This is a genomic window from Blastococcus deserti (genome assembly GCF_042682525.1).
In the GTDB taxonomy this organism is placed as follows: Bacteria; Actinomycetota; Actinomycetes; order Mycobacteriales; family Geodermatophilaceae; genus Blastococcus_B; species Blastococcus_B deserti.
In genome coordinates this window covers 44,157-62,942 of record NZ_JBHUHP010000006.1, presented here as the reverse complement: position 1 = coordinate 62,942, position 18,786 = coordinate 44,157, and the positions used below count along the sequence as shown (strand labels likewise).

Genomic DNA, 18,786 nt, shown 5'->3' with positions numbered 1-18,786 from the left:
AGGCCCGCACCCGGCCGTTCAGCCCGCGGGGTCGGCCGGTACGTTCGGCGGCACCCGGGTCGGCCCCGCCTCGGCCGGCCGGGGGCGGTCCTGCGGGTGCAGCCGGACCGCCACGACCGCGACGTCGTCGTCGGGATGCCCGTCGACCATCCGATCGAGCACCTCGTCGAGCATCTCCTGCAGCGGGCGGTCGGCCAGCTCCACCAGGGCGTCCCGCAGCCGCACCAGGCCGGCGTCGAGGTCGGCGTCCCGGCGCTCGACCAGCCCGTCGGTGTAGAGCAGCACCGTCGCCCCGCGGTCGAGCGTCACCACGGACTCCCGCCGTTGGACGTCCGGGTCGACCCCCAGCAGCAGGTCGCCCTTCCAGCTGGCCAGCTCGGCCACGCTGCCGTCCGGGTTGAGCACCAGCGGCGGGAGGTGGCCGGCGTTGGCCCAGCGCATACGGGTGACCCCGCGCGCGAGCTCGTCCCGGGTCTGCTCGAACCGGGCGACGGCGGCGGTGGCAAGGGTCCGGGTCTGCAGCGTGGTCATGGAGGCGTCCAGGCCGCGGAGCACCTCGACGGGACCCGCGTCGCTGTAGGTGGCGATCCCCCGGAGCAGGCCGCGCAGCTGTCCCATCGCCGCCGCGGCGGCGGTGTCGTGGCCGACCACGTCGCCGATCACGAGCATCGTCGAGCCGCTCGGCTGGAGGAAGGCGTCGTACCAGTCGCCACCCACGCGGGCGGCCTCGGCCGCGGGCAGGTACCGCACCGCGATCTCGGCGTGGTCGGGTTCCGGTGGCTCGGTCAGCAAGCTCCGCTGCAGCCCCTCGGCGAGCTGCTGCTGGGCGTTGTAGAGACGTGCGTTGTCCAGGGCCAGCCCCGCCCGGTCGGCGACGTCCTGCGCCATGGCGAGGTCCTCGTCCTCCACCCCCGTGATGGCACGGAAGTAGAGCGTCAGCAGGCCCAGGATGCGACCCCGGCCGCGCATGGGGAGGACGGCCGCCGACTCCGGCCGCAGGACGGTGAGCAGGTCCCTGGCCTCACCGGGCAGGAGCATGTCCGTCACCGTGCGCCCCCGCTCGCGGACGGGCTCGCCGCTGAGCAGTGCACGCGCCACGGGCGAGGTCGCGGGCATCGACTCCAGGCGCACCGCGGTGTAGCGCTCCAGAACCGGCCGGGAAGCGGAGTCGATGTGCCACGAGCCCACGTCCCGTGGCCGCCCGTCCGGGTCCACGATCGTGACGACGGCGAAGTCGGCGAGCGAGGGGACGACGAGGCGCGGGAGGTGCGCGGCCGCGGCCTGCGCGTCCAGCGTGCCGGCGAGCTCGGCGCTCACCCGGGCGAGGATCGCCAGGCGCTCGGCGGAACGGGTGGCCTGCTCCTGCATCCGCCGGCGCTCGGTGATCTCGGTGAAGTACACGGACAGGCCGTCCGGGCTGGGCCACGCGCGCAGCTCGTACCAGCCCTCCAGGGGTGCGGGGTAGTACGCGTCGAAGGCGACGGGCTGCCCGGTGCGGACGGCGCGGCGGTAGCTGTCCTCGAAGATGCTGTTCACCGCCGCCGGCCAGTCCTCCCAGATCACCCGCCCCAGGAGGTCGTCGCGGCTGCGCCCGAGCAGGCGCTCGGCCTCGGCGTTCACGTGCGTGAACCGCCACTCGCGGTCGAGGCTGTAGAAGCCGGCGGGCATGGCCTCGAGCACGCGGGTGAGGCGGGTCGCGGCCTCGCGCTCGCCCGTGGTGTCGTAGGCCGCGCCGATCACGCGGACGGCGCGGCCGTCCGGGCCGGCGAGGGCGCGGCCCCGGGCGTGCACCCAGCGGGTGTCCCCGTCGGGCAGGACGACGCGGTACTCGGCGTCGTACTCGCTGCAGGTGGCGATGGAGTGCTCGAGCGTCTCGCTGACGCGGTCCAGGTCGTCGGGGTGCAGGCGGGCGTTGAACGCCTCGATGCTCCGGTCGAAGGTCTCGGCGTCGTACCCGAACATGCGGATCAGCTGTTCGTCCCACGCCAGCTGACCGGTGGCCAGGTCCCAGTCGAACGTGCCCACGCCGCCGGCGTCGATCGCCAGCCCCCAGCGCACCCGGTCGTGTTCGTACTGGCGGACCAGCGCCGACAGCTCCAGCTCGGTGACGGCCGACTCCGCCAGCTGGCGCAGTGTCGCGACGTCGTCCTCGGACCACTCGCGCGCTTCAGGGCCGAAGACGCAGAGCGCTCCGATCACCTGGCCCCCCATCCCGAGCAAGGGGGTGCCGAGGTAGGCGCCGACCTGCCCCGAGACCACCGGAGGCAGGCTCCGGACCCGCTCGTCGGTCCGCGCGTCCGCGACCACCAGCGCTCCGGCGCCGGCGGCCGTGACCGTGCAGAGCGACTCGTCGAGCGGGCTCCGGGTGCCGACGGTCCCGGCTGGGAGACCGTCGCCGGCCGCCACGAGCTGGACGTCGGTCAGCAGGGACACCTGGCTGGCGACGGTGCCCAGCAGGCGCGCGGCCAGCTGGGCCAGCCGGTCCAGGGCCCGGGAGCCGCCGTCGACCGGCAGCAGCCGCCGGGCCTCGTCGAGGCGCGCCGGATCGCTGGTCAGCCGGGCCGCGGCGCGTTCACCGGGGAGCGACCGATCCGTGGAGACGTCCACCGATGCCTTTCCGTCCCGGTCGACCCGGGAGACGCATGGGAGCGCGACCACGGAGTTGGAGCGGCGCCCTCGGCTCCCAGTTACTCATGGAGTCTTGGTTGCGCGCAACCAACCTGACGGATATCACGTCGCCCGCGGGTCGCGGATCACGGAGCCGGGACGACCAGCGTGAGCCGCGTGCCACCGTCATGTTCCACGTGCAACCCCGCGCGCCTCAGCAGGCTCCGCAGTCGCACGACGTCCCCGGGCTCGGCGGCCGACAGGGCGAGCAGCCGGGCCACCCGGCCCTTGTGCGCCTTGTTGAAGTGGCTGACCACCGAGCGGGTGCCGTCGGGCCGCTCGCTGAGCACGTCGACCGTCACGGCACCCCCAACCGGGGCGAGGGCCGTGTAGGACCCGCTGCGCAGGTCGACGACGAGCTCGTCGACCGCCGCCAGCACGGGCGTCAGCGCCGGCCTCCAGAGCGCGCGCAGGGTGGGCAGGCCGGGGAGCGCGGACCCGGCGGAGAGCCGGTAGGCGGGGATCGGGTCGTCGCCGCGGACGAGCCCGAAGAGGGCGGAGCCGACGGCGAGCCGCCGGCCGGCCCGGGCGCGCTGGGCACGCGTCATCGAGGCGACGTCGAGTGCGTCGTAGAGCACGCCGGTGTACCGCTCCAGGGCCGGCCGGGTCGGGCTGGTCCACAAGGTGGCGTTGCGCTCGATCTCGGCGTCCTGCTTCGGCGACAGGCCCAGGGCCGCCCGTGCGGCCGGGACGTCGCCGGCGAGCTCCACCACGGCCTCGGCGATCTCCGCGCGCACCGGCGTCAGCTCGGGAGCGCTCAGCGCCGCGAGGTCCAGCGCTGCGCCGTCCCCACCGGGGGCCTTGGTCTCCGACGGCGGCAGCAGTACGAGCACGGGAGGGAACGGTACGTGTCGCCGTTGCCCCGCTGCACGGCCATGGGCAGGTCGTGAACGGGCCGCACTGGCTACGCCGTGTAGCGACAGGCGGAGGCGCCCGACCGCCAGGAGCCCCGAGGGGCTTTCCCCGGCCCTCCGGTCGAAGACTGAGAGGCCCGCGGCACCTCCCTGGAGGCTTCAGTGGACGCCGGCCTCGCCCGTCGCCTGGCCGCCGAGGCCCTCGGCACCGGCCTGCTGATCATCTTCGGTCCGGGCAGCGTGGTCGCCGCCCTGGCTGTCGGGGACGGCAGCCTGGACTTCGCCGGGCTCGGCATGATCGCGCTGTCGTTCGGCCTGGTCGTGGCCATCGTCATCTATGCCTTCGGCACCACCTCCGGGGCGCACATCAATCCCGCGGTGACCGTGGCGCTCGCGGCCACCCGGCGCTTCCCCTGGCGGGAGGTCGGGCCTTACGTCCTTGCGCAACTCGTCGGCTCTGCGCTCGGCGGCCTGCTGATCGTGGCTGCCTACGGCGTGGTGTCGGTGGACGTCAGCAACGTCGGCTCGGTGTCCTTCGGCGAGGGCGTCGGCTACGGGCGGGCGATCCTCGTCGAGGCGCTGGCCACCTTCCTCCTGATGCTGACGATCATGGCCATGGCCGTCGACAAGCGCGCTCCGGCGGGCTGGGCGGGGCTGATGATCGGCCTCTCGGTCACCTGCCTGGTCCTGGTCTTCGCCCCGCAGACCGGTGCCGCGGTCAACCCCGCCCGCGCCTTCGGCCCGTTCGCCGCCTCCGCGCTCGTCGGCGGCGACGTGCCGTGGAGCCAGATCTGGGCCTACGTCATCGGCAGCGTCGTCGGCGCCCTCCTTGCGGCGGTGGTCTACGACCTGCTCGCCCGGCCGCGGGCGGCGGAGGCCGAAGAGCCCGCCGCGGCGGCCGTGGAGCCGCCGCAGGGCGCGCAGGGCGACGTCGTCGGACGACGGGTCGGCGAAGGGGAACGAGGCTCCGGGCGCACCGGGGCGGCGGGGACCGCCGGCGACATCGCGGCCCCGCGCACCCCGCCGGGAGGAGACACCCCCGCTGATCGGCGCGGGTGACGACGGATGCTGCCGGCCCGGGCGCGGGCCGGCCGGACGCAGAGGAAGGAGCGCCGTGGCTGGCAACAAGGCCGTCAGGTACATGGGTGCGGGCAAGGTGGAGATCGCCGATCTGGACTATCCGAAGCTGGAGCTGTCATCCGGCCCGGGTGTGCATCCGTCCAACGTGGGTCGCAAGACCCCGCACGGCGTGATCCTGAAGACCGTCACCACCAACATCTGCGGCAGCGACCAGCACATGGTCCGCGGGCGGACGACGGCCCCGGAGGGGCTGGTGCTGGGCCACGAGATCACCGGTGAGATCGTCGAGAAGGGGCCGGACGTCGAGTTCCTGCGCGAGGGCGACATCGTCAGCGTGCCCTTCAACATCGCATGCGGCCGCTGCCGCAACTGCAAGGAGGGCAAGACCGGGATCTGCCTGACGGTCAACCCGGACCGGCCCGGCTCGGCGTACGGGTACGTCGACATGGGCGGCTGGACCGGTGGCCAGGCCGAGTACGTGATGGTTCCGTACGCCGACTTCAACTGCCTGAAGTTCCCCGACCGGGACCAGGCGTTGGAGAAGATCCGGGACCTGACGATGCTCTCGGACATATTCCCGACCGGCTACCACGGCTGCTACACGGCGGGCGTGACCACCGGATCGACGGTGTACATCGCCGGCGCGGGACCGGTGGGCCTGGCGGCGGCCGCCTCGGCGCAGCTGCTCGGCGCGGCCGTCGTCATCGTCGGCGACCTCAACGCCGACCGGCTGGCCCAGGCGCGCAGCTTCGGATGCGAGACGGTCGACGTCTCCCAGGGCGACCCCAAGGACCAGATCGAGCAGATCCTCGGCGTCCCCGAGGTCGACTGCGGCGTGGACGCCGTGGGCTTCGAGGCGCGCGGCCACGGGAAGGACGCCGCCCACGAGGCGCCGGCGACCGTGCTCAACTCCCTGATGGACATCACCCGCGCCGGCGGCGCTCTCGGAATTCCGGGGCTCTACGTGACCGGTGATCCGGGCGCCGCCGACGAAGCGGCGAAGACCGGGTCCCTGTCGATCCGGCTGGGGCTCGGCTGGGCCAAGTCGCACGCCTTCACGACCGGGCAGTGCCCGGTGATGAAGTACAACCGTCAGCTGATGATGGCAATCCTCTACGACCGGGTGCAGATCGCGAAGGCGGTCAACGCCGAGGTGATCCCGCTCGAGGAGGCTCCCCGCGGCTACCAGGAGTTCGACCAGGGCGCAGCCAAGAAGTACGTACTCGACCCGCACGGGATGGTGGCGAGCACGGCTGCCTGACAGGCGGAGCCGGACCCGAGGTGCGGCCTGACGCTGACGGTCCGTGGGGACCTCCGGTACCCGGTCCCCACGGACTACTCGGCGAGGTACCCCACCACTGGTGCGTGGTCGCTGGCGCCCGTGCATGCTGCTGGACCTGCGCCGCTCACTGCTCGACCCGCCGGCCCCACTCCGACCGCGAGCGGATGACATCTCCGCGCCGCCCGGAACCGTCGCGGTCCGTCGCCTGACATCCCCGACGAGCAGAGCCCACGTCCGGCGATGTGCGCCGCACCTGAGACGCGATCAGGGTGTCCCCCCTTCGGCGGCTGCGGGCGTTGAATGGCCACGGTGCGTGCCGCGCGCGCCTCTCCAGCAACCGAGGAGCGGCTGGTCATGCAGGAGTCTTCCGCGGTCACCGATGCGTGGCTCAGATTCTGCGACGGTGTCACCCATGGACGTGTCGACCGGTTCGACGACATCGTCTCGAAGGAGGCCACGTCAATCGTCGGCACCGCCCCTGGGGAGGTGGTGACCGATCGAGCCGGCATGCGGTTCGGTTTCGAGACCGAGGGGGTCACCCTTACGAGCCGTCGTGCTGTCGGCTTCGAGGAGGGGTCCCTCGGTTGGGTCACCGACGAACCGCGGTTCGGCTTTCCGGACGGCACGGGCATGGACTGCCGGGTGACCGCCGTCCTCCGGAAGGAGGGCCCAGCGTGGCGGCTGGTCCATGCGCACTTCTCCGTGGGCGTGCCGGACGACGAGGTCGTGAGCCTTCAGCAGCGGTGGTCGTCCGCACGTTGACCTGCGCGCCGCGACAGGTGTGACCTTCGGTGAGTGTCGGGCCCTCCGGACGGCGGCACTGCGTGGGCTGACGATCGGCCGGCTCCGAGCTCCTGCTCCGCGTTCCCCACGCCCGGGTGGGCGTAGTGACCGCTGAGTTCCTACGGCCGCCGGTCGAATCGGCTCTCACGCGGCTGCGGGGATCAGGCCCAACTGCGTCATGAAGGCCAGCTGGTCGACGTAGACGTGGACCGAGGCGATGCGGTCCCCCGGGATCCTCGCGACCGCCGCGAACGGCAGGCTGACGGTCCGCCCGCTCGGCGGCAGTTCTCCGCCCGGGGTGACGAGCGGCCCGTCTTGCGTGCCGCACCACATGCCCTCGAGCAGCACCGTGTCGCCCGCGGTCACCACGTGCACCAGCTCGTGCCGGCTGCCGGGGAAGGGTGCGCCCATTCCGGCGAGGAACTCGGCGACTGACTCGCTGCCGCGCACGGAGGCGACCGGGTGCGCGAACTCGCAGTCGGGGGTCAGCACCCGTGGCAGGGCCGCGAAGTCCTTGTCGTCGATCAGGTCGATCATGCGCTCCACGAGCGCCTGCCGTGCCTCCACGTGAACCACCCACTGCGGCTGGGATCAGCTGACCCCTCAGAGCCTGCAGCCCCCTGACGTGACGGTCATCGGGAGTTCTCCCCATCTTCGAGGGAGTTCACGAGGCCGTGTTCCATCGCGAACAGCGTGGCTTCCGCCCGGGTGGAGACGCCGATCTCGGCGCATATGTGCTGGAGGCGAGCGTCGACGGTCCTCGGCGAGACCGTCAGCCGGCGGGCGATCTCGCGGATCGGTCCGGCCCCGGGCCACGTGGTGCAGCACCTCCACCTCGCGAGCGGTCAGCCCGGCGACCCAGCCATGACGCCGCCTGTGCGGTCGGCCGGCCGGACGCCCATACGGTCCGCTAGTCGGCGAGCTCGACCACCACGGGGGCGTGGTCGCTGGCGCCCTTGCCCTTGCGCTCCTCGCGGTCGATGCGCGCCCCGGTCACCCGGCCGGCGAGCGCGGGTGATCCGAGCACGAAGTCGATCCGCATGCCCTCGCGGCGGGGAAAGCGCAGCTGCGTGTAGTCCCAGTAGGTGTAGACGCCCGGCCCCGGCGCGTACGGCCGCACGACGTCGGTGAACCCGGCGTCGACGATCGCGCGGAAGGCCGCGCGCTCGGGCGGGGAGACGTGGGTGGAGTGCGAGAAGACGGACATGTCCCACACGTCGTCGTCCTCCGGCGCGATGTTCCAGTCGCCGACGAGGGCGATCTGGGCGTCGGCGTCGGCGGCCAGCCAGCCGGCCGCCGTCGTCCGCAGGCTCGCCAGCCACTCGAGCTTGTACAGCAGATGCGGATCGGCGAGCGTCCGCCCGTTGGGCACGTAGAGGCTCCACACCCGCACGCCGCCGCACGTGGCTCCGAGAGCGCGGGCCTCGGGCGTAGGGTCCTGCCCCTCCTTCGACGACCAGGAGGGCATGCCCGCGAAGCCGATCTCGACGTCCTCGATGCCGACGCGGGACAAGATCGCGACGCCGTTCCACTGGGAGTGGCCCACGTGCGCGACCTCGTAGCCGAGGGCGTTGAACACCATCTCGGGGAACTGGTCGTCGCGGCACTTGGTCTCCTGCAGGGCCACGACGTCGACGTCGCTGCGCTGCAGCCATGCGGCCACCCGGTCGGCTCGTGAGCGGATGGAGTTCACGTTCCAGGTCGCCAGGCGCACGGAAGTCCACGTTACGTCTCGGCCTGAGGCGAGGCGGAGCGGTACCCCGGACCGCGCCGGAGCAGGAACGGAGTGCGCCGAGGGGCGTTCGGGTCGCGAGATGGGCGTGCGCGCAGACCGTCAGCAGTTGGTCCTGGGCTACACCTGGACGGGGACCTCGCCCCTGGCCGCCATGCGGGCGCGCAGCCGCTCGCGGCCCTCCACGAACCTGGTCGCCTGGGCGTCGAGACCGGCGAGGAAGGCGGCGAGCTCCTCGCGCGCCCTCTCCCCCTCCGGGCCGAAGTCCGTGCGGTCGAACACCTTCCAGGTGCGCAGGATCGGGCTGACCACCTCGTCGTGGTGCAGCCGGAGGTCGTAGATGCCCGCCTTGGCGATGATCGTGGAGTTCTTGCGGAAGTTGGCCATGTTCGCGCCGGGCATCTCGAAGTTCATGACCTCCTTGGCCACGGCCTTCATCATCTCGTCGGGGTCGATGTCGAACGCCGCGGTGACCAGGTTCCGGTAGAAGATCATGTGCAGGTTCTCGTCGGTGGCGATGCGGGCGAGCAGCTTGTCCGCGACCGGGTCGCCCGTCGCCCGGCCCGTGTTGCGGTGCGACACCCGCGTCGCGAGCTCTTGGAACGACACGTAGGCGACCGCCTCCAGCGGGGACTTGTCGCCGGAGTCGTAGCCGAGGGTCATGTAGTCCATCCGCGCCCGCTCCAGGGCGACCGGGTCCACCCCTCGGGTGACCACGAGGTAGTCGCGGATGGCGATGCCGTGCCGGCCCTCCTCCGCCGTCCACCGGCCGACCCACTGGCCCCAGGCGCCGTCCCGGCCGAACCGGGTGGCGATCTCCCGGTGGTAGCTGGGCAGGTTGTCCTCGGTGAGCAGGTTGACGAACATCGCGGCCTTCGCCGTCTCGTCCAACTTGGACTGCTCCGGGGACCAGTCCTCCCCGCCGAGGAAGGCGAAGTTTCGGCCCTCGTCCCACGGCACGTAGTCGTGCGGGTGCCACTCCTTGGCCATCCGGATGTGCCGGTCGAGGTTCTCGGCGACCACCGGCTCGAGCTCGGTCAGGACTGCCGCGTGCGGGGGTGTCTGGGGCATCGGGTCCTCCGGAGGGGTGCCGCTCGACCTACGCCGGCGTAACCTACGCCGTCGTAACCAACGACCGTGGTCAGGGAGGGGTTCCCCGGACCGGCCCTGCCTACTCGTCGCCGCCGGGTCCCGGGCCCGGTCGTCCGTCCAGGGGACGCCGCGCCCGCACATCGGTGGGACCATGACGCCATGACCGGGCGGTGCGTGGCGACGGTCGGCGCGTGAGCGCCGGCGCTGACTCCCCTGCCGACGGTTTCTCCGGGGGAGCCACCGTGCTCCGGCCGCCCCGGCCCCGGCACCGCCGGGGCCGCAGCTTCCGCGCCGCGCTCGGTCTCACCGCCCTCGGCGCCGTCCTCCCCGGAATCGCGTTCCTCGCGGCCGGCCGCCGGGTGCTGGGCGCACTCACCCTCGTGTTCTTCCTGGTCGTCGTCGGCGCAGCCGGGTGGGCGGCCACCGCCGGCCGGCAGACCGCCGTCCGGGCCGCCGTCGACACCGACCGGCTGCTCTGGATGGTCGGCGCGGTGGCCGCACTGGCGCTGCTGTGGATGGTCGTGGTGGTCGCCGGCTACCGCATGCTGGTCCCGGCCGGCATCTCCCGCGGCCGGCGGGTGGTCGGAGCGCTCGTCGTGTTCCTGCTGCTGGCGGCAGCGGTGGTGCCGGCGGTCATGGGAAGCCGGCTGGCCTTCGCGCAGCGGGAGCTGATCGCCGGGGTCTTCGAGGAGGACGGCGAATCGGCGACCGTCGTCGACACCCCGGACCCCTTCGGCGACCAGGAGCGCGTGAACGTGCTGCTCCTCGGCGGCGACGGGGGCGAGGGGCGCGAGGGGGTCCGCACGGACACCGTGGTGGTGGCCAGCATCGCCACCGAGACGGGCGACACGACGCTGTTCAGCCTGCCGCGCAACCTGGAGGACCTGCCCTTCCCGGCCGACAGCCCGCTGGCCGAGGTCTATCCCGAGGGCTTCGACGCCGGCTCGGAGAGCGAGAGCCTCCTCAACGCCGTCTACCGCAACGGCCCCGCCCAGTACCCCGACATCCTCGGCCCGACCGACCACCCGGGGGCCGACTTCCTCAAGCTCGGCGTCGGCGAGGCCCTCGGCCTCGACATCGACTACTTCGTGCTGGTCAACCTCGACGGTTTCAGCCGGCTGGTCGACGCGCTCGGCGGCATCACGGTCAACGTGAACTACTACGTGCCCATCGGGGGCGATCCCGGCACCGGCTCGCTGCCCGACGACTACATCGAGCCGGGCCCGGACCAGCGCATGGACGGCGCCCGGGCGCTCGCCTTCGCCCGCGGCCGGTTCGGCCTCACCGACTACGACCGCATGGACCGGCAGCGCTGCACGATCGACGCCATCATCCAGGCTGCCGACCCGGTCACGCTCCTCCGCCAGTACCAGGAGCTGGCGGCCACCACCCAGGACATCGTGAGCACCGACATCCCGCGGTCGGCGCTGGACGACTTCGTCGACCTGGGCTTCCTGGTCAAGGACGCGGACGTGCGCAGCGTCGTCTTCGACGCAACCGTGATCGACCCCGCGTACCCCGACTACGACCTCATGCGGCAGATCGTCCGGGACGCCATCACCCCGCCGGCGGCGGAGAGCACCGCCGCCGGATCGTCGGCCGCGTCGGCGGCGCCGTCGTCCGAGGCGGTGGAACCGGTGGCGCCCACGGCCGGCGGAGTGGCCGCCGCCGCCACGACGACCGGCCCCGCGACGGACGTGCGCGACGCCTGCGCCTACGACCCGGCGCGGGCGCAGGAGGCGATCGCGCAGGGCGAGCCGCCCACCCGCGGGGACTGACCGCCGCCGGTTACATGCTGGCGATCTGGATCAGGTTGCCGCAGGTGTCGTCCAGGACGGCGGTGGTCATCGGCCCCATCGAGAGCGGCTCCTGGGTGAAGGTGACGCCCAGTCCCTTCAGCCGGTCGAACTCCGCGTGGACGTCGGCGACCGCGAAGGACGTGAATGGCATGCCGTCGGCGACCAGCGCCTCCTTGAACGGCCGGGTCGCGGGGTGCTCGTCGGGCTCGAGCACGAGTTCCACGCCGTCGGGCTCCTCCGGGGAGACGACGGTCAGCCACCGGTGCTCCCCCACGGGGAACTCGGTCTTCTTCACGAAGCCGAGGATCTCGGTGTAGAAGCGGAGCGCCTTGTCCTGGTCGTCCACGAACACGCTGGTCAGATTGATGCGCACGGCCGTCTCCTCAGGGGTCGATGTGCCACCGCTCGGTGATGATCCGGAGGGGCGCCGTGTCCAGGTCGTGGAACTTGTAGCGACCCTCGCGGCGGGTCCGCACGAGGCCCGCGGCCTCGAGCACGTCCAGGTGCTGGGAGACCGCCTGCCGGGTCGAGCCGAGACCGTGCCGGCCGATCAGCCGGCTGCACAGCTCGAACAGCGTCTGGCCGTTCCGCTCCTGGAGCTCGTCGAGGATGGCGCGCCGGGTCGGATCCGCGAGGGCCTTGAACACATCGCCCACGGACGAACGATAGGCAAGCATGCGCTTGCCTGACAACCCCCTCAGCCGGTCAGGACGACGTCGTCGAACGACCGCAGCTCCACCCAGGCACCGGGCCCCGGCCCCGCCCCGGTGAGAGCCGGCTGCATCAGGTCGGCGACCGCCAGCTGGTCGAGCAGCACCCCGGTGAGCGTCCCGATGTCGGCGACCGGGACCTGGAAGGTGCGGAAGGGCCCCAAGGGCGGGGCCGCCCCGGGAACGGCCTCCTCCAGCGCGGCTCCGAGGTCGTCGAGCAGTGGGGTCTGGTCGAGCACGTAGCCGGTCGCCGCGAGGGCCCCGTCCTGCACGAAGGCCACCACCTTCCAGAACCGCAGCGGTACCTGGATGCCCCGGTACGGCGGATCCGCTGGGTCCAGGACGGGGCCGGCGAGGACCACGAACTTCCGGTCGAAGGCGTCGGCGTGCTCCTGCACGTACTCCTCCAGGCCCAGCCACAGCTCCCGGCCCTGGTTGAACAGCTTGTTCTGCGGTGCGGCGTTGGGGAAGTAGAAGGTGTCGGCCTCGGCCTGCCGGGCCTCCTCGTCGGTGTCCCCCCACGCGGACGACGCGCGCATGACCAGGTGGCCGCGGTCGAGATCGTTGTCGGCGTAGACCGGCGGACCGGCCTGCAGCTCCGCCGCGAGCCGGGGGTCGAGCCGCCAGTCATCGGTGCGGTCCACCTGGCGCAGCCGCGCGCCGTCCATGGCGAGCGCGGTCACTGCGGCGAACCGACGGTCGGGGCGGAACAGCACGCTGTAGTGCAGGTAGCGCAGCCCCACCGTCGGCTCGGGGGTGTCGAGCGTGGGCATCGGCACGTCGACGCCCAGGAAGGCGGGGTCGTACCCGGCCCGGTCGTCGAGCTCGTGCGCCGTCGATGGAGCGGCCACGTCCGTCATGGTGGAACGCTAGGACCGCCTCTGGGCCGGTCGGAAGGAGGTCCCGCGCGGCACGGGGAAACGGTCGCGGGAGGATGGGCCCGTGGCTGCCGAGGTCCGTGCCGTGTCCGAGGTCCGTGCGGTGTCCGAGGTCGATGACGTCCTCCGGCAGGAGCTGCTGACCTGCTGGACGGAGGTCAGCAACGCCGGCGGCGCCGTCGGCTTCGTGCCTCCTGTGACGGAGCATGAGGTCGCGCCGGTCCTCGAGCGGCTGCTGGAGGGCGTCCGGTCCGGCCGCGACGTGCTCGCGGTGCTCACCGTGGACGGCGCCACGGCCGGGTTCGCCGCGCTCGTCGGCTCCTCCAGCCCCTTGCGCCGGCACTGGGCCACCGTGCTCCGGGTGCAGGTCCACCCCTCCTGGCAGGGGCAGGGCCTGGGGCGGGTGCTCATGGGTGGGGTGCACGACATCGCGCGGAGCAGGGGCCTGGAGTTCCTCCACCTGGGCGCGCGCGGAGGCACGGGGGTGGACGCCTTCTACCGGGGGCTGGGCTACACCGAGGTCGGTCGCGTGCCCGGCGCGATCCGGGTGGCACCGGGGGACGACCGCGAGGAGATCCTGCTCGTCCACCGGCTCTGACCGGCTGGCAGGGTGGAGCCCATGGCAGCCCCCGTCCCCTCCGGCTCCCGCAACGCGCGCCGCGAGCGCCTGGTCGGCTTGCTCGTGCTCGGTGTCGCGCTGGTCCTGCTGGTCTCGACGCCGACCTGGTTCGCCAGCGACCAGGCCTGGGTCGGGATCGGCCAGCTGGCCCTCGGCGTCGTCCTCGCGGCGGTGGGCGCCTTCCTGGTCCGCCGCTCCGGACGGGGCTGAGCGCACCCTCCTCGGCCGCGCCGCCGACCGCCGCCCCGTGCCTTCCCGGCGTCCTGCCGCACGGCGGTGAGCGACGCCGGCTCGCGCGCGGCCCTGGTGACCCGTCCGTCCCTGGCGGGTCGTGGTCCGGGCGGTTCCGGTGGACCGTCGTTGCGGACCGGGGTGACCCGCACCACACTCGCGACGACGCCCGACGGGCGAGGGACGGAGGACCGGTGAAGCTGGACAAGCAGGAACTGGTGCGGCTGCTGCGCACCGAGGGTGACAACGACACCGCGGACCGGGTCGAGGGCGGCCTGCCCGACGAGATCGACACCGACCGCGACGGCGACACGCTGGACTCCCTCGGACTGGACCGCACCCAGCTGATGGCGAAGCTGGCCGGGGGCGGCTTCGGGGGCAGCCTGGCCCCCTGAGGCAGGGGCCGGATCAGCGCCTGCGCAGGGTGGCGCCGAGGTCCACGGCGAGGTCCAGGAACCCGGCGACGAGGGCGGCGTCGACGTCCGCCCCGGCGGGGAAGTCGAGCGTGCGTACCTGTCGCCCGGTTCCGGACAGCCGCGCCTCCGGGTCCGGCAGCCGGGCGCCGTGCTCGAGCACCAGCTGCACGCGATCGGCCAGCGGGAAGATCGCGCAGACGAAGCCGGCGTCGGGGTCGTGGTAGTTGATCGAGTGCCAGCCCGGCCGTGCGCGCTCGGTGAACTGGGGCTGCGCCTCCAGGACGACGGTGCGCAGCCGCTGCGCGGTGGCGGCCACCGCGTCGGAGTGGTCGTCGAGCAGGGCCTCGACGGCGGGGTCCCGGGTCACGTCGGCACCCTGGCACGCGGTACGACGGAACGGCGAGGGTGGGTCCGCGGTTCCTCCGCGGACCCACCCGATCGCTCATCCCTGCCAGGGGCGTTCCCGGGCGAGCTCCTCCTTGGCCACGCCGCGGATGTGCACCGCGTCGGGGCCGTCGACGATGCGCAGCGTGCGGGCGCTGGCGTAGAAGCGCGCCAGCACCGTGTCGTTGCTGACGCCCGCACCGCCGTGCAGCTGGATCGCCCGGTCGATGACGTCGAGGGCGACCCGCGGGGCGGCGACCTTGATCGCGGAGATCTCGGTCCGCGCACCCTTGGCGCCGTACTTGTCGATCAGGTCCGCGGTCTTGAGGACGTAGAGGCGGGCCTGGTCGATCTCGATCCGGGAGAGCGCGATCGCCTCGCGGACGGTGCCCTGCTCGGACAGGGGCCGGCCGAACGCCACGCGGGCCTTCGACCGCTCGACCATGAGCGCCAGGGCCCGCTCGGCCATGCCGATGGCCCGCATGCAGTGGTGGATGCGCCCCGGGCCCAGCCGGGCCTGGGCGATCATGAACCCGTCGCCCTCGCCGGCGAGCATGTTGCTCGCCGGCACCCGGACGTCGGTGAACCGCAGCTCGGAGTGACCGTGCTGGTCCTGGTACCCGAACACCGGCAGGTGGCGGATGATCTCCAGCCCCGGGGTGTCGCGCGGGACGAGGATCATCGACTGCTGCCGGTGCGGAGCGCCCTCGGGATCGGTCTTCCCCATGACGATGAAGATCTGGCAGCGCTCGTCGGCGGCGCCCGAGGTCCACCACTTGCGCCCGTTGATCACGTAGTCGTCGCCGTCGCGGACGATCGACGTCTGGATGTTGCGGGCGTCCGACGACGCGACGTCCGGCTCGGTCATGGCGAAACCGGAGCGGATCTCGCCCTCCAGCAGCGGGTTGAGCCACCGCTCCTTCTGCTCGGGCGTGCCGAACAGCATGAGCGTCTCCATGTTCCCCGTGTCGGGGGCGCCGCAGTTCGTGACCTCCGGGGCGATGGTCGGCGACCAGCCCATGATCTCGGCGGCCGACGCGTACTCCAGGTTGGAGAGCCCGCCGAGCTCGTGGTGGAAGAGGTTCCACAGGCCGCGCTTGCGCGCCTCCACCTTCAGGTCCTCGAGGACCGGCGGGTGCTCGTGGTCGTCGTGGCCGCGGGCGGCCCGCCACTCGTCGTAGACGGGCTCGGCGGGGAAGACCTGCTCACGCATGAAGTCCCAGAGCCGGCCACAGACGTCCTCGGCTCGGGCGGAGAGGGCGAAGTCCATGCCCGCAAGGTAACGGCGGACGTGACCGGCGTCGCATCCGGGTCGCCCCCGGTCCCGGTTGCCGCAGCGAAATCAGCGCAAGCGGGGCGCGGGGCGGTCGCCGGCACACAGCCAGCAGACGACCAGCGGCGAGGCGACGGCGAGGGCCATCGCGACGATGCCGAGCACGACCGTCGGCGGCACGAGGACCGCCACCGTCACCACGACCGGGGTGAGCAGGATGACCAGGAACACGGCCCAGGCGCCTCGACCGGGGCGGGCCGTCCTCCCGTCGCCGCTGAGCAGGGCGGCCAGCCGTGGGTCGTCCCGCGCGAGGTCCTCGCCGAGCGAGCGCAGGACCGGATCGTCGTCCATGGCGGTGCCCCTCGGGTCCCGGCGGCGTCGCCTGTGCTCGGCTGCCGCCGATGGGGCTCAGTCTGCTCCTGCCGGCAGGTCCGGGGAAGACGGCTGGAGCCGGGTCCCGCCGTCCACGGGGGACGACGGGACCCGGCTCCAGCGGGTGTTCCGGCCGGCGACCGGGGCAGGTCGGATCAGACGCGGGACGAGCGGCCGGGAACGGCCTCGCGGACCGGCATCAGGGCGATGACCAGGCCCACCACCGCGGTCAGGATGTGCAGGACGTTGTCAGCCATGTTGATGCTGAGGAAGTCCCACTCCTTGTTCATGGCGATCAGGCCGTAGACGAAGGCGGCGCCGTAGCCGACGGCGAGCAGCCAGCCGTAGGTGCGCGCGCCGGCCAGCGTCCGGCCCAGCACGAGCCCGGCCACACCGATCACGATGTGCACGACGTTGTGCATGCCGTTGATCTCGAAGCCGAGCAGGGTCTCGCCCGTGTCGTGGGCGAAGAAGTCGTCGAAGCCCGTCACGAAGAATCCGACGATGCCGACGAGCAGGTAGATCGCCCCGAAGGCGAGCGAGAGGATCTCGGGAAGGGTCTTCGTCCGGCCGGTGCCGGCGCCCGCGGTTGCAGACATGGTGTCCTCCTAGTGGTGCGTCGTCCGCCAGGTGTGGGCGGGCCGACAGCAGTGGTACCCCCGACCCACCAGCGGAAACGGTTGTCGCCCGATCGAGTGGCGCACAACCGATCACCGGAGCGGCCGGGCGGCGAGGGCGTCCGCCCTCCCGGAGCCTTCGCGCGCCGCCCCCTTGTCGGTTCAGCGGGGCGCGTACGCGTCCAGCGTGGAGCGGCTGCGCCGCACGACGAAGGGACCGATGGCCAGCAGGTCGACCGGTGCCGAACCGAAGCACTCGAGGGCGTCGCGCGGGTCGTCGACCATGGGCCGGCCGGCCGTGTTCAGGCTCGTGTTCACCACCACCGGGAGGCCGGTGCGCCGCTCGAAGCACTCCAGCATCCGGGCCACCAGCGGCTCCTCCGCGCGGTCGACCGTCTGGATCCGCGCCGTCCCGTCGACGTGCGTGACGGTCGGGATGCGCTCGCGCCACTCCGGTGCGACGTCGTGGACGAACAGCATGTAGCGGGAGGGGATCGGCCCGCGGCTGAAGATCTGCGGCGCCCGCTCGGCGAGCACCATGGGCGCGACCGGGCGGAACTGCTCGCGGCCCTTCACGTTGTTCATCCGCTCGAGGTTGGCCTCGTAGCCGGGGTGGGCCAGCAGGGAACGGTGCCCCAGTGCGCGCGGGCCGTACTCACTGCGGCCCTGGAACCAGGCGACGATCCCGTTGTTCGCCAGCACCTCGGCCACGGCGTCGGCGACGTCGCGGGGGCGCTCGTAGTCGATGGCCGCCGTCCTCAGCCACTGCTCGATCTCGTCGTCGGACCAGCCGCGCCCCAGGTCGGCGCCGGGCATCGGCTCGGTCCGCTCGCCGAGCTCGCGGGCCACGTGGAGCGCGCTGCCCAGGGCCGTGCCGGCGTCGCCGGCGGCCGGCTGGACCCAGACCTCCTCGAACGGGGTCTCGGCGAAGATCCGCGTGTTCGCCACGCAGTTGAGCGCCACGCCACCGGCCAGCGTGAGGGTGCGGTCGCCGGTCCGCTCGTGCAGCCAGCGGGCCAGGTCGAGCAGGACCTCCTCGACGCGCTGCTGGACGCTCGCCGCCAGGTCGGCGTGGTCCTCGGTCCAGTCGTCGCCCTTGCGCAGGCGTGGCGCGAACTCGGAGAAGTCGATCTCCGGCGTCCGGAAGCCGCCGTCGTCGGTGGCGACGACCAGCTCCGAGAGCTCGCCGAGGAAGCGCGGCTTTCCGTAGGAGGCCATCGCCATGACCTTGAACTCGTCGCTGCTGCGCAGGAAGCCCAGGTGGTCGGTCAGGTCCTCGTAGAGCAGGCCGATGGAGTGCGGCAGCGCCTGGCCGGCGAGGACCTCCAGCCGGCCGTCGACGTAGCGGCCGGCGAGGTGGCTGTGCGCCTCGCCGCGGCCGTCGAGCACGAGGACCGAGTTGTCGGGGGTCGGCGCGGCCAGGCCGGCCGAGGCGGCGTGCGCCACGTGGTGCTTCACGTAGCGCACCGTGGCCGGGTCGAGCCCGGGGAGCGCGTGGGCGAGGAACTCCGGCGCCTTCTCCGCGTACATCTTGCGCATGACGTCGCCCGCGTCGTTCAGGCCCGATTCCTCCGGCGTGCCCATCAGCGCGGGGTCGAACGAGTAGGCGACCGCGTCCAGGTCGGCGGGGTGGATGCCCGCCTCGGCCAGGCACCAGGCGGCGGACAGCTCGGGCAGCTCCCAGGCGCTCCAGGGCAGCGGGCGCTTGCCGTGCTTGCGCCGGCTGAAGCGTTCCTCCTCCGCGGCGGCCACCACCCTGCCGTCGACGACGAGCGCTGCCGCTGGGTCGTGGTAGATCGCATTGATGCCGAGGACCTTCACGCGCGGGTTCTCCTTCTCCCAGGCGCTGAGGCGGAGGGTGACGCCCGGGTCCGCCCATGATCACGTGCCACCGGGGAAGCCGCACGTCGGAGAGACCTTGACACAGCCGGACCGCCGGTCGCGCACGCTGCACCGGCGTGCGCGACCGGCGATCTCGCGCAGGGTGGCCCCGGGCG

At 72.8% G+C, this 18,786-nt stretch carries 20 protein-coding genes; 7 read left to right on the top strand and 13 right to left on the bottom strand.

The genetic code is table 11. The features are described 5' to 3' along the window. Positions 1–18: 18 nt before the first annotated feature. Entirely contained in the window at positions 19–2,607 is a 2,589-nt protein-coding gene (locus ACFSHS_RS06575; protein WP_376873326.1) for a SpoIIE family protein phosphatase, read from the bottom strand. Between the two features lie 146 nt (positions 2,608–2,753). Then, positions 2,754–3,500, bottom strand: a complete 747-nt coding sequence (gene yaaA / locus ACFSHS_RS06570) for a peroxide stress protein YaaA (protein WP_376873324.1) — start codon at positions 3,498–3,500, stop codon at positions 2,754–2,756. A 183-nt stretch (positions 3,501–3,683) separates the two neighbouring features. Between yaaA and ACFSHS_RS06565 the strand changes: the two genes are divergently transcribed. The 3 genes from ACFSHS_RS06565 to ACFSHS_RS06555 all read left to right on the top strand — a co-directional run bounded on the left by ACFSHS_RS06565 (position 3,684) and on the right by ACFSHS_RS06555 (position 6,645). Then, positions 3,684–4,580, top strand: a complete 897-nt coding sequence (locus tag ACFSHS_RS06565) for an MIP/aquaporin family protein (RefSeq protein WP_376873322.1) — start codon at positions 3,684–3,686, stop codon at positions 4,578–4,580. 55 nt (positions 4,581–4,635) lie between these two features. Next, positions 4,636–5,862, top strand: coding sequence for a formaldehyde dehydrogenase, glutathione-independent (gene fdhA / locus ACFSHS_RS06560; protein ID WP_376873320.1), 1,227 nt, complete (start codon positions 4,636–4,638; stop codon positions 5,860–5,862). 375 nt (positions 5,863–6,237) lie between these two features. Continuing rightward, positions 6,238–6,645 (top strand): nuclear transport factor 2 family protein, encoded by a 408-nt coding sequence (locus tag ACFSHS_RS06555; RefSeq protein ID WP_376873318.1) that lies wholly within the window; start codon positions 6,238–6,240, stop codon positions 6,643–6,645. Positions 6,646–6,810: 165 nt separating this feature from the next. On the opposite strand, the gene ACFSHS_RS06550 is transcribed toward ACFSHS_RS06555, so the two are convergent. The 3 genes from ACFSHS_RS06550 to ACFSHS_RS06540 form a co-directional block, all read right to left on the bottom strand. Then, positions 6,811–7,233 carry an ester cyclase gene (locus tag ACFSHS_RS06550; protein WP_376873316.1) on the bottom strand — a complete coding sequence of 141 codons (423 nt, stop codon included), beginning with the start codon at positions 7,231–7,233 and terminating at the stop codon, positions 6,811–6,813. A gap of 343 nt (positions 7,234–7,576) precedes the next feature. Continuing rightward, positions 7,577–8,380, bottom strand: a complete 804-nt coding sequence (locus ACFSHS_RS06545) for an exodeoxyribonuclease III (RefSeq protein ID WP_376873314.1) — start codon at positions 8,378–8,380, stop codon at positions 7,577–7,579. Positions 8,381–8,518: 138 nt separating this feature from the next. Continuing rightward, positions 8,519–9,469 (bottom strand): acyl-ACP desaturase, encoded by a 951-nt coding sequence (locus tag ACFSHS_RS06540; RefSeq protein WP_376873312.1) that lies wholly within the window; start codon positions 9,467–9,469, stop codon positions 8,519–8,521. A 212-nt stretch (positions 9,470–9,681) separates the two neighbouring features. Here ACFSHS_RS06540 and ACFSHS_RS06535 point away from each other — a divergent pair, with 212 nt between their 5' ends. Beyond that, entirely contained in the window at positions 9,682–11,268 is a 1,587-nt protein-coding gene (locus ACFSHS_RS06535) for an LCP family protein (RefSeq protein WP_376873310.1), read from the top strand. Positions 11,269–11,278: 10 nt separating this feature from the next. Here ACFSHS_RS06535 and ACFSHS_RS06530 read toward each other — a convergent pair whose 3' ends face one another. From ACFSHS_RS06530 to ACFSHS_RS06520, 3 genes are read right to left on the bottom strand one after another with little or no spacing between them, the layout of a single operon-like run. After that, positions 11,279–11,662, bottom strand: coding sequence for a VOC family protein (locus ACFSHS_RS06530; RefSeq protein WP_376873308.1), 384 nt, complete (start codon positions 11,660–11,662; stop codon positions 11,279–11,281). Between the two features lie 10 nt (positions 11,663–11,672). Next, positions 11,673–11,945, bottom strand: coding sequence for an ArsR/SmtB family transcription factor (locus ACFSHS_RS06525; protein ID WP_376873306.1), 273 nt, complete (start codon positions 11,943–11,945; stop codon positions 11,673–11,675). Positions 11,946–11,986: 41 nt separating this feature from the next. Further along, the gene (locus tag ACFSHS_RS06520; RefSeq protein ID WP_376873304.1) at positions 11,987–12,859 is read right to left on the bottom strand and encodes a DNA/RNA non-specific endonuclease; all 873 of its coding nucleotides are present in this window, start codon (positions 12,857–12,859) and stop codon (positions 11,987–11,989) included. Between the two features lie 82 nt (positions 12,860–12,941). Here ACFSHS_RS06520 and ACFSHS_RS06515 point away from each other — a divergent pair, with 82 nt between their 5' ends. The 3 genes from ACFSHS_RS06515 (at position 12,942) to ACFSHS_RS06505 (ending at position 14,122) form a co-directional block, all read left to right on the top strand. Further along, positions 12,942–13,475, top strand: a complete 534-nt coding sequence (locus ACFSHS_RS06515) for a GNAT family N-acetyltransferase (protein WP_376873302.1) — start codon at positions 12,942–12,944, stop codon at positions 13,473–13,475. A 21-nt stretch (positions 13,476–13,496) separates the two neighbouring features. Beyond that, positions 13,497–13,706, top strand: a complete 210-nt coding sequence (locus tag ACFSHS_RS06510; RefSeq protein WP_376873300.1) for a hypothetical protein — start codon at positions 13,497–13,499, stop codon at positions 13,704–13,706. Positions 13,707–13,921: 215 nt separating this feature from the next. Further along, positions 13,922–14,122 (top strand): hypothetical protein, encoded by a 201-nt coding sequence (locus tag ACFSHS_RS06505; protein ID WP_376873298.1) that lies wholly within the window; start codon positions 13,922–13,924, stop codon positions 14,120–14,122. Between the two features lie 13 nt (positions 14,123–14,135). Here ACFSHS_RS06505 and ACFSHS_RS06500 read toward each other — a convergent pair whose 3' ends face one another. From ACFSHS_RS06500 to ACFSHS_RS06480, 5 genes are all read right to left on the bottom strand, one after another. After that, positions 14,136–14,510: a DUF1801 domain-containing protein gene (locus tag ACFSHS_RS06500; protein ID WP_376873296.1), complete on the bottom strand. Its 375-nt coding sequence runs from the start codon at positions 14,508–14,510 to the stop codon at positions 14,136–14,138. Between the two features lie 75 nt (positions 14,511–14,585). Further along, the gene (locus ACFSHS_RS06495) at positions 14,586–15,797 is read right to left on the bottom strand and encodes an acyl-CoA dehydrogenase family protein (RefSeq protein ID WP_376873294.1); all 1,212 of its coding nucleotides are present in this window, start codon (positions 15,795–15,797) and stop codon (positions 14,586–14,588) included. A 72-nt stretch (positions 15,798–15,869) separates the two neighbouring features. After that, positions 15,870–16,151, bottom strand: a complete 282-nt coding sequence (locus tag ACFSHS_RS06490) for a DUF3040 domain-containing protein (protein WP_376873292.1) — start codon at positions 16,149–16,151, stop codon at positions 15,870–15,872. A 176-nt stretch (positions 16,152–16,327) separates the two neighbouring features. After that, positions 16,328–16,771, bottom strand: coding sequence for a DUF4383 domain-containing protein (locus ACFSHS_RS06485; RefSeq protein WP_376873290.1), 444 nt, complete (start codon positions 16,769–16,771; stop codon positions 16,328–16,330). Positions 16,772–16,951: 180 nt separating this feature from the next. Then, complete coding sequence (locus ACFSHS_RS06480; RefSeq protein ID WP_376873288.1) at positions 16,952–18,610, bottom strand: carbamoyltransferase family protein; 1,659 nt, start codon at positions 18,608–18,610, stop codon at positions 16,952–16,954. Between the last annotated feature and the right edge of the window lie 176 nt (positions 18,611–18,786).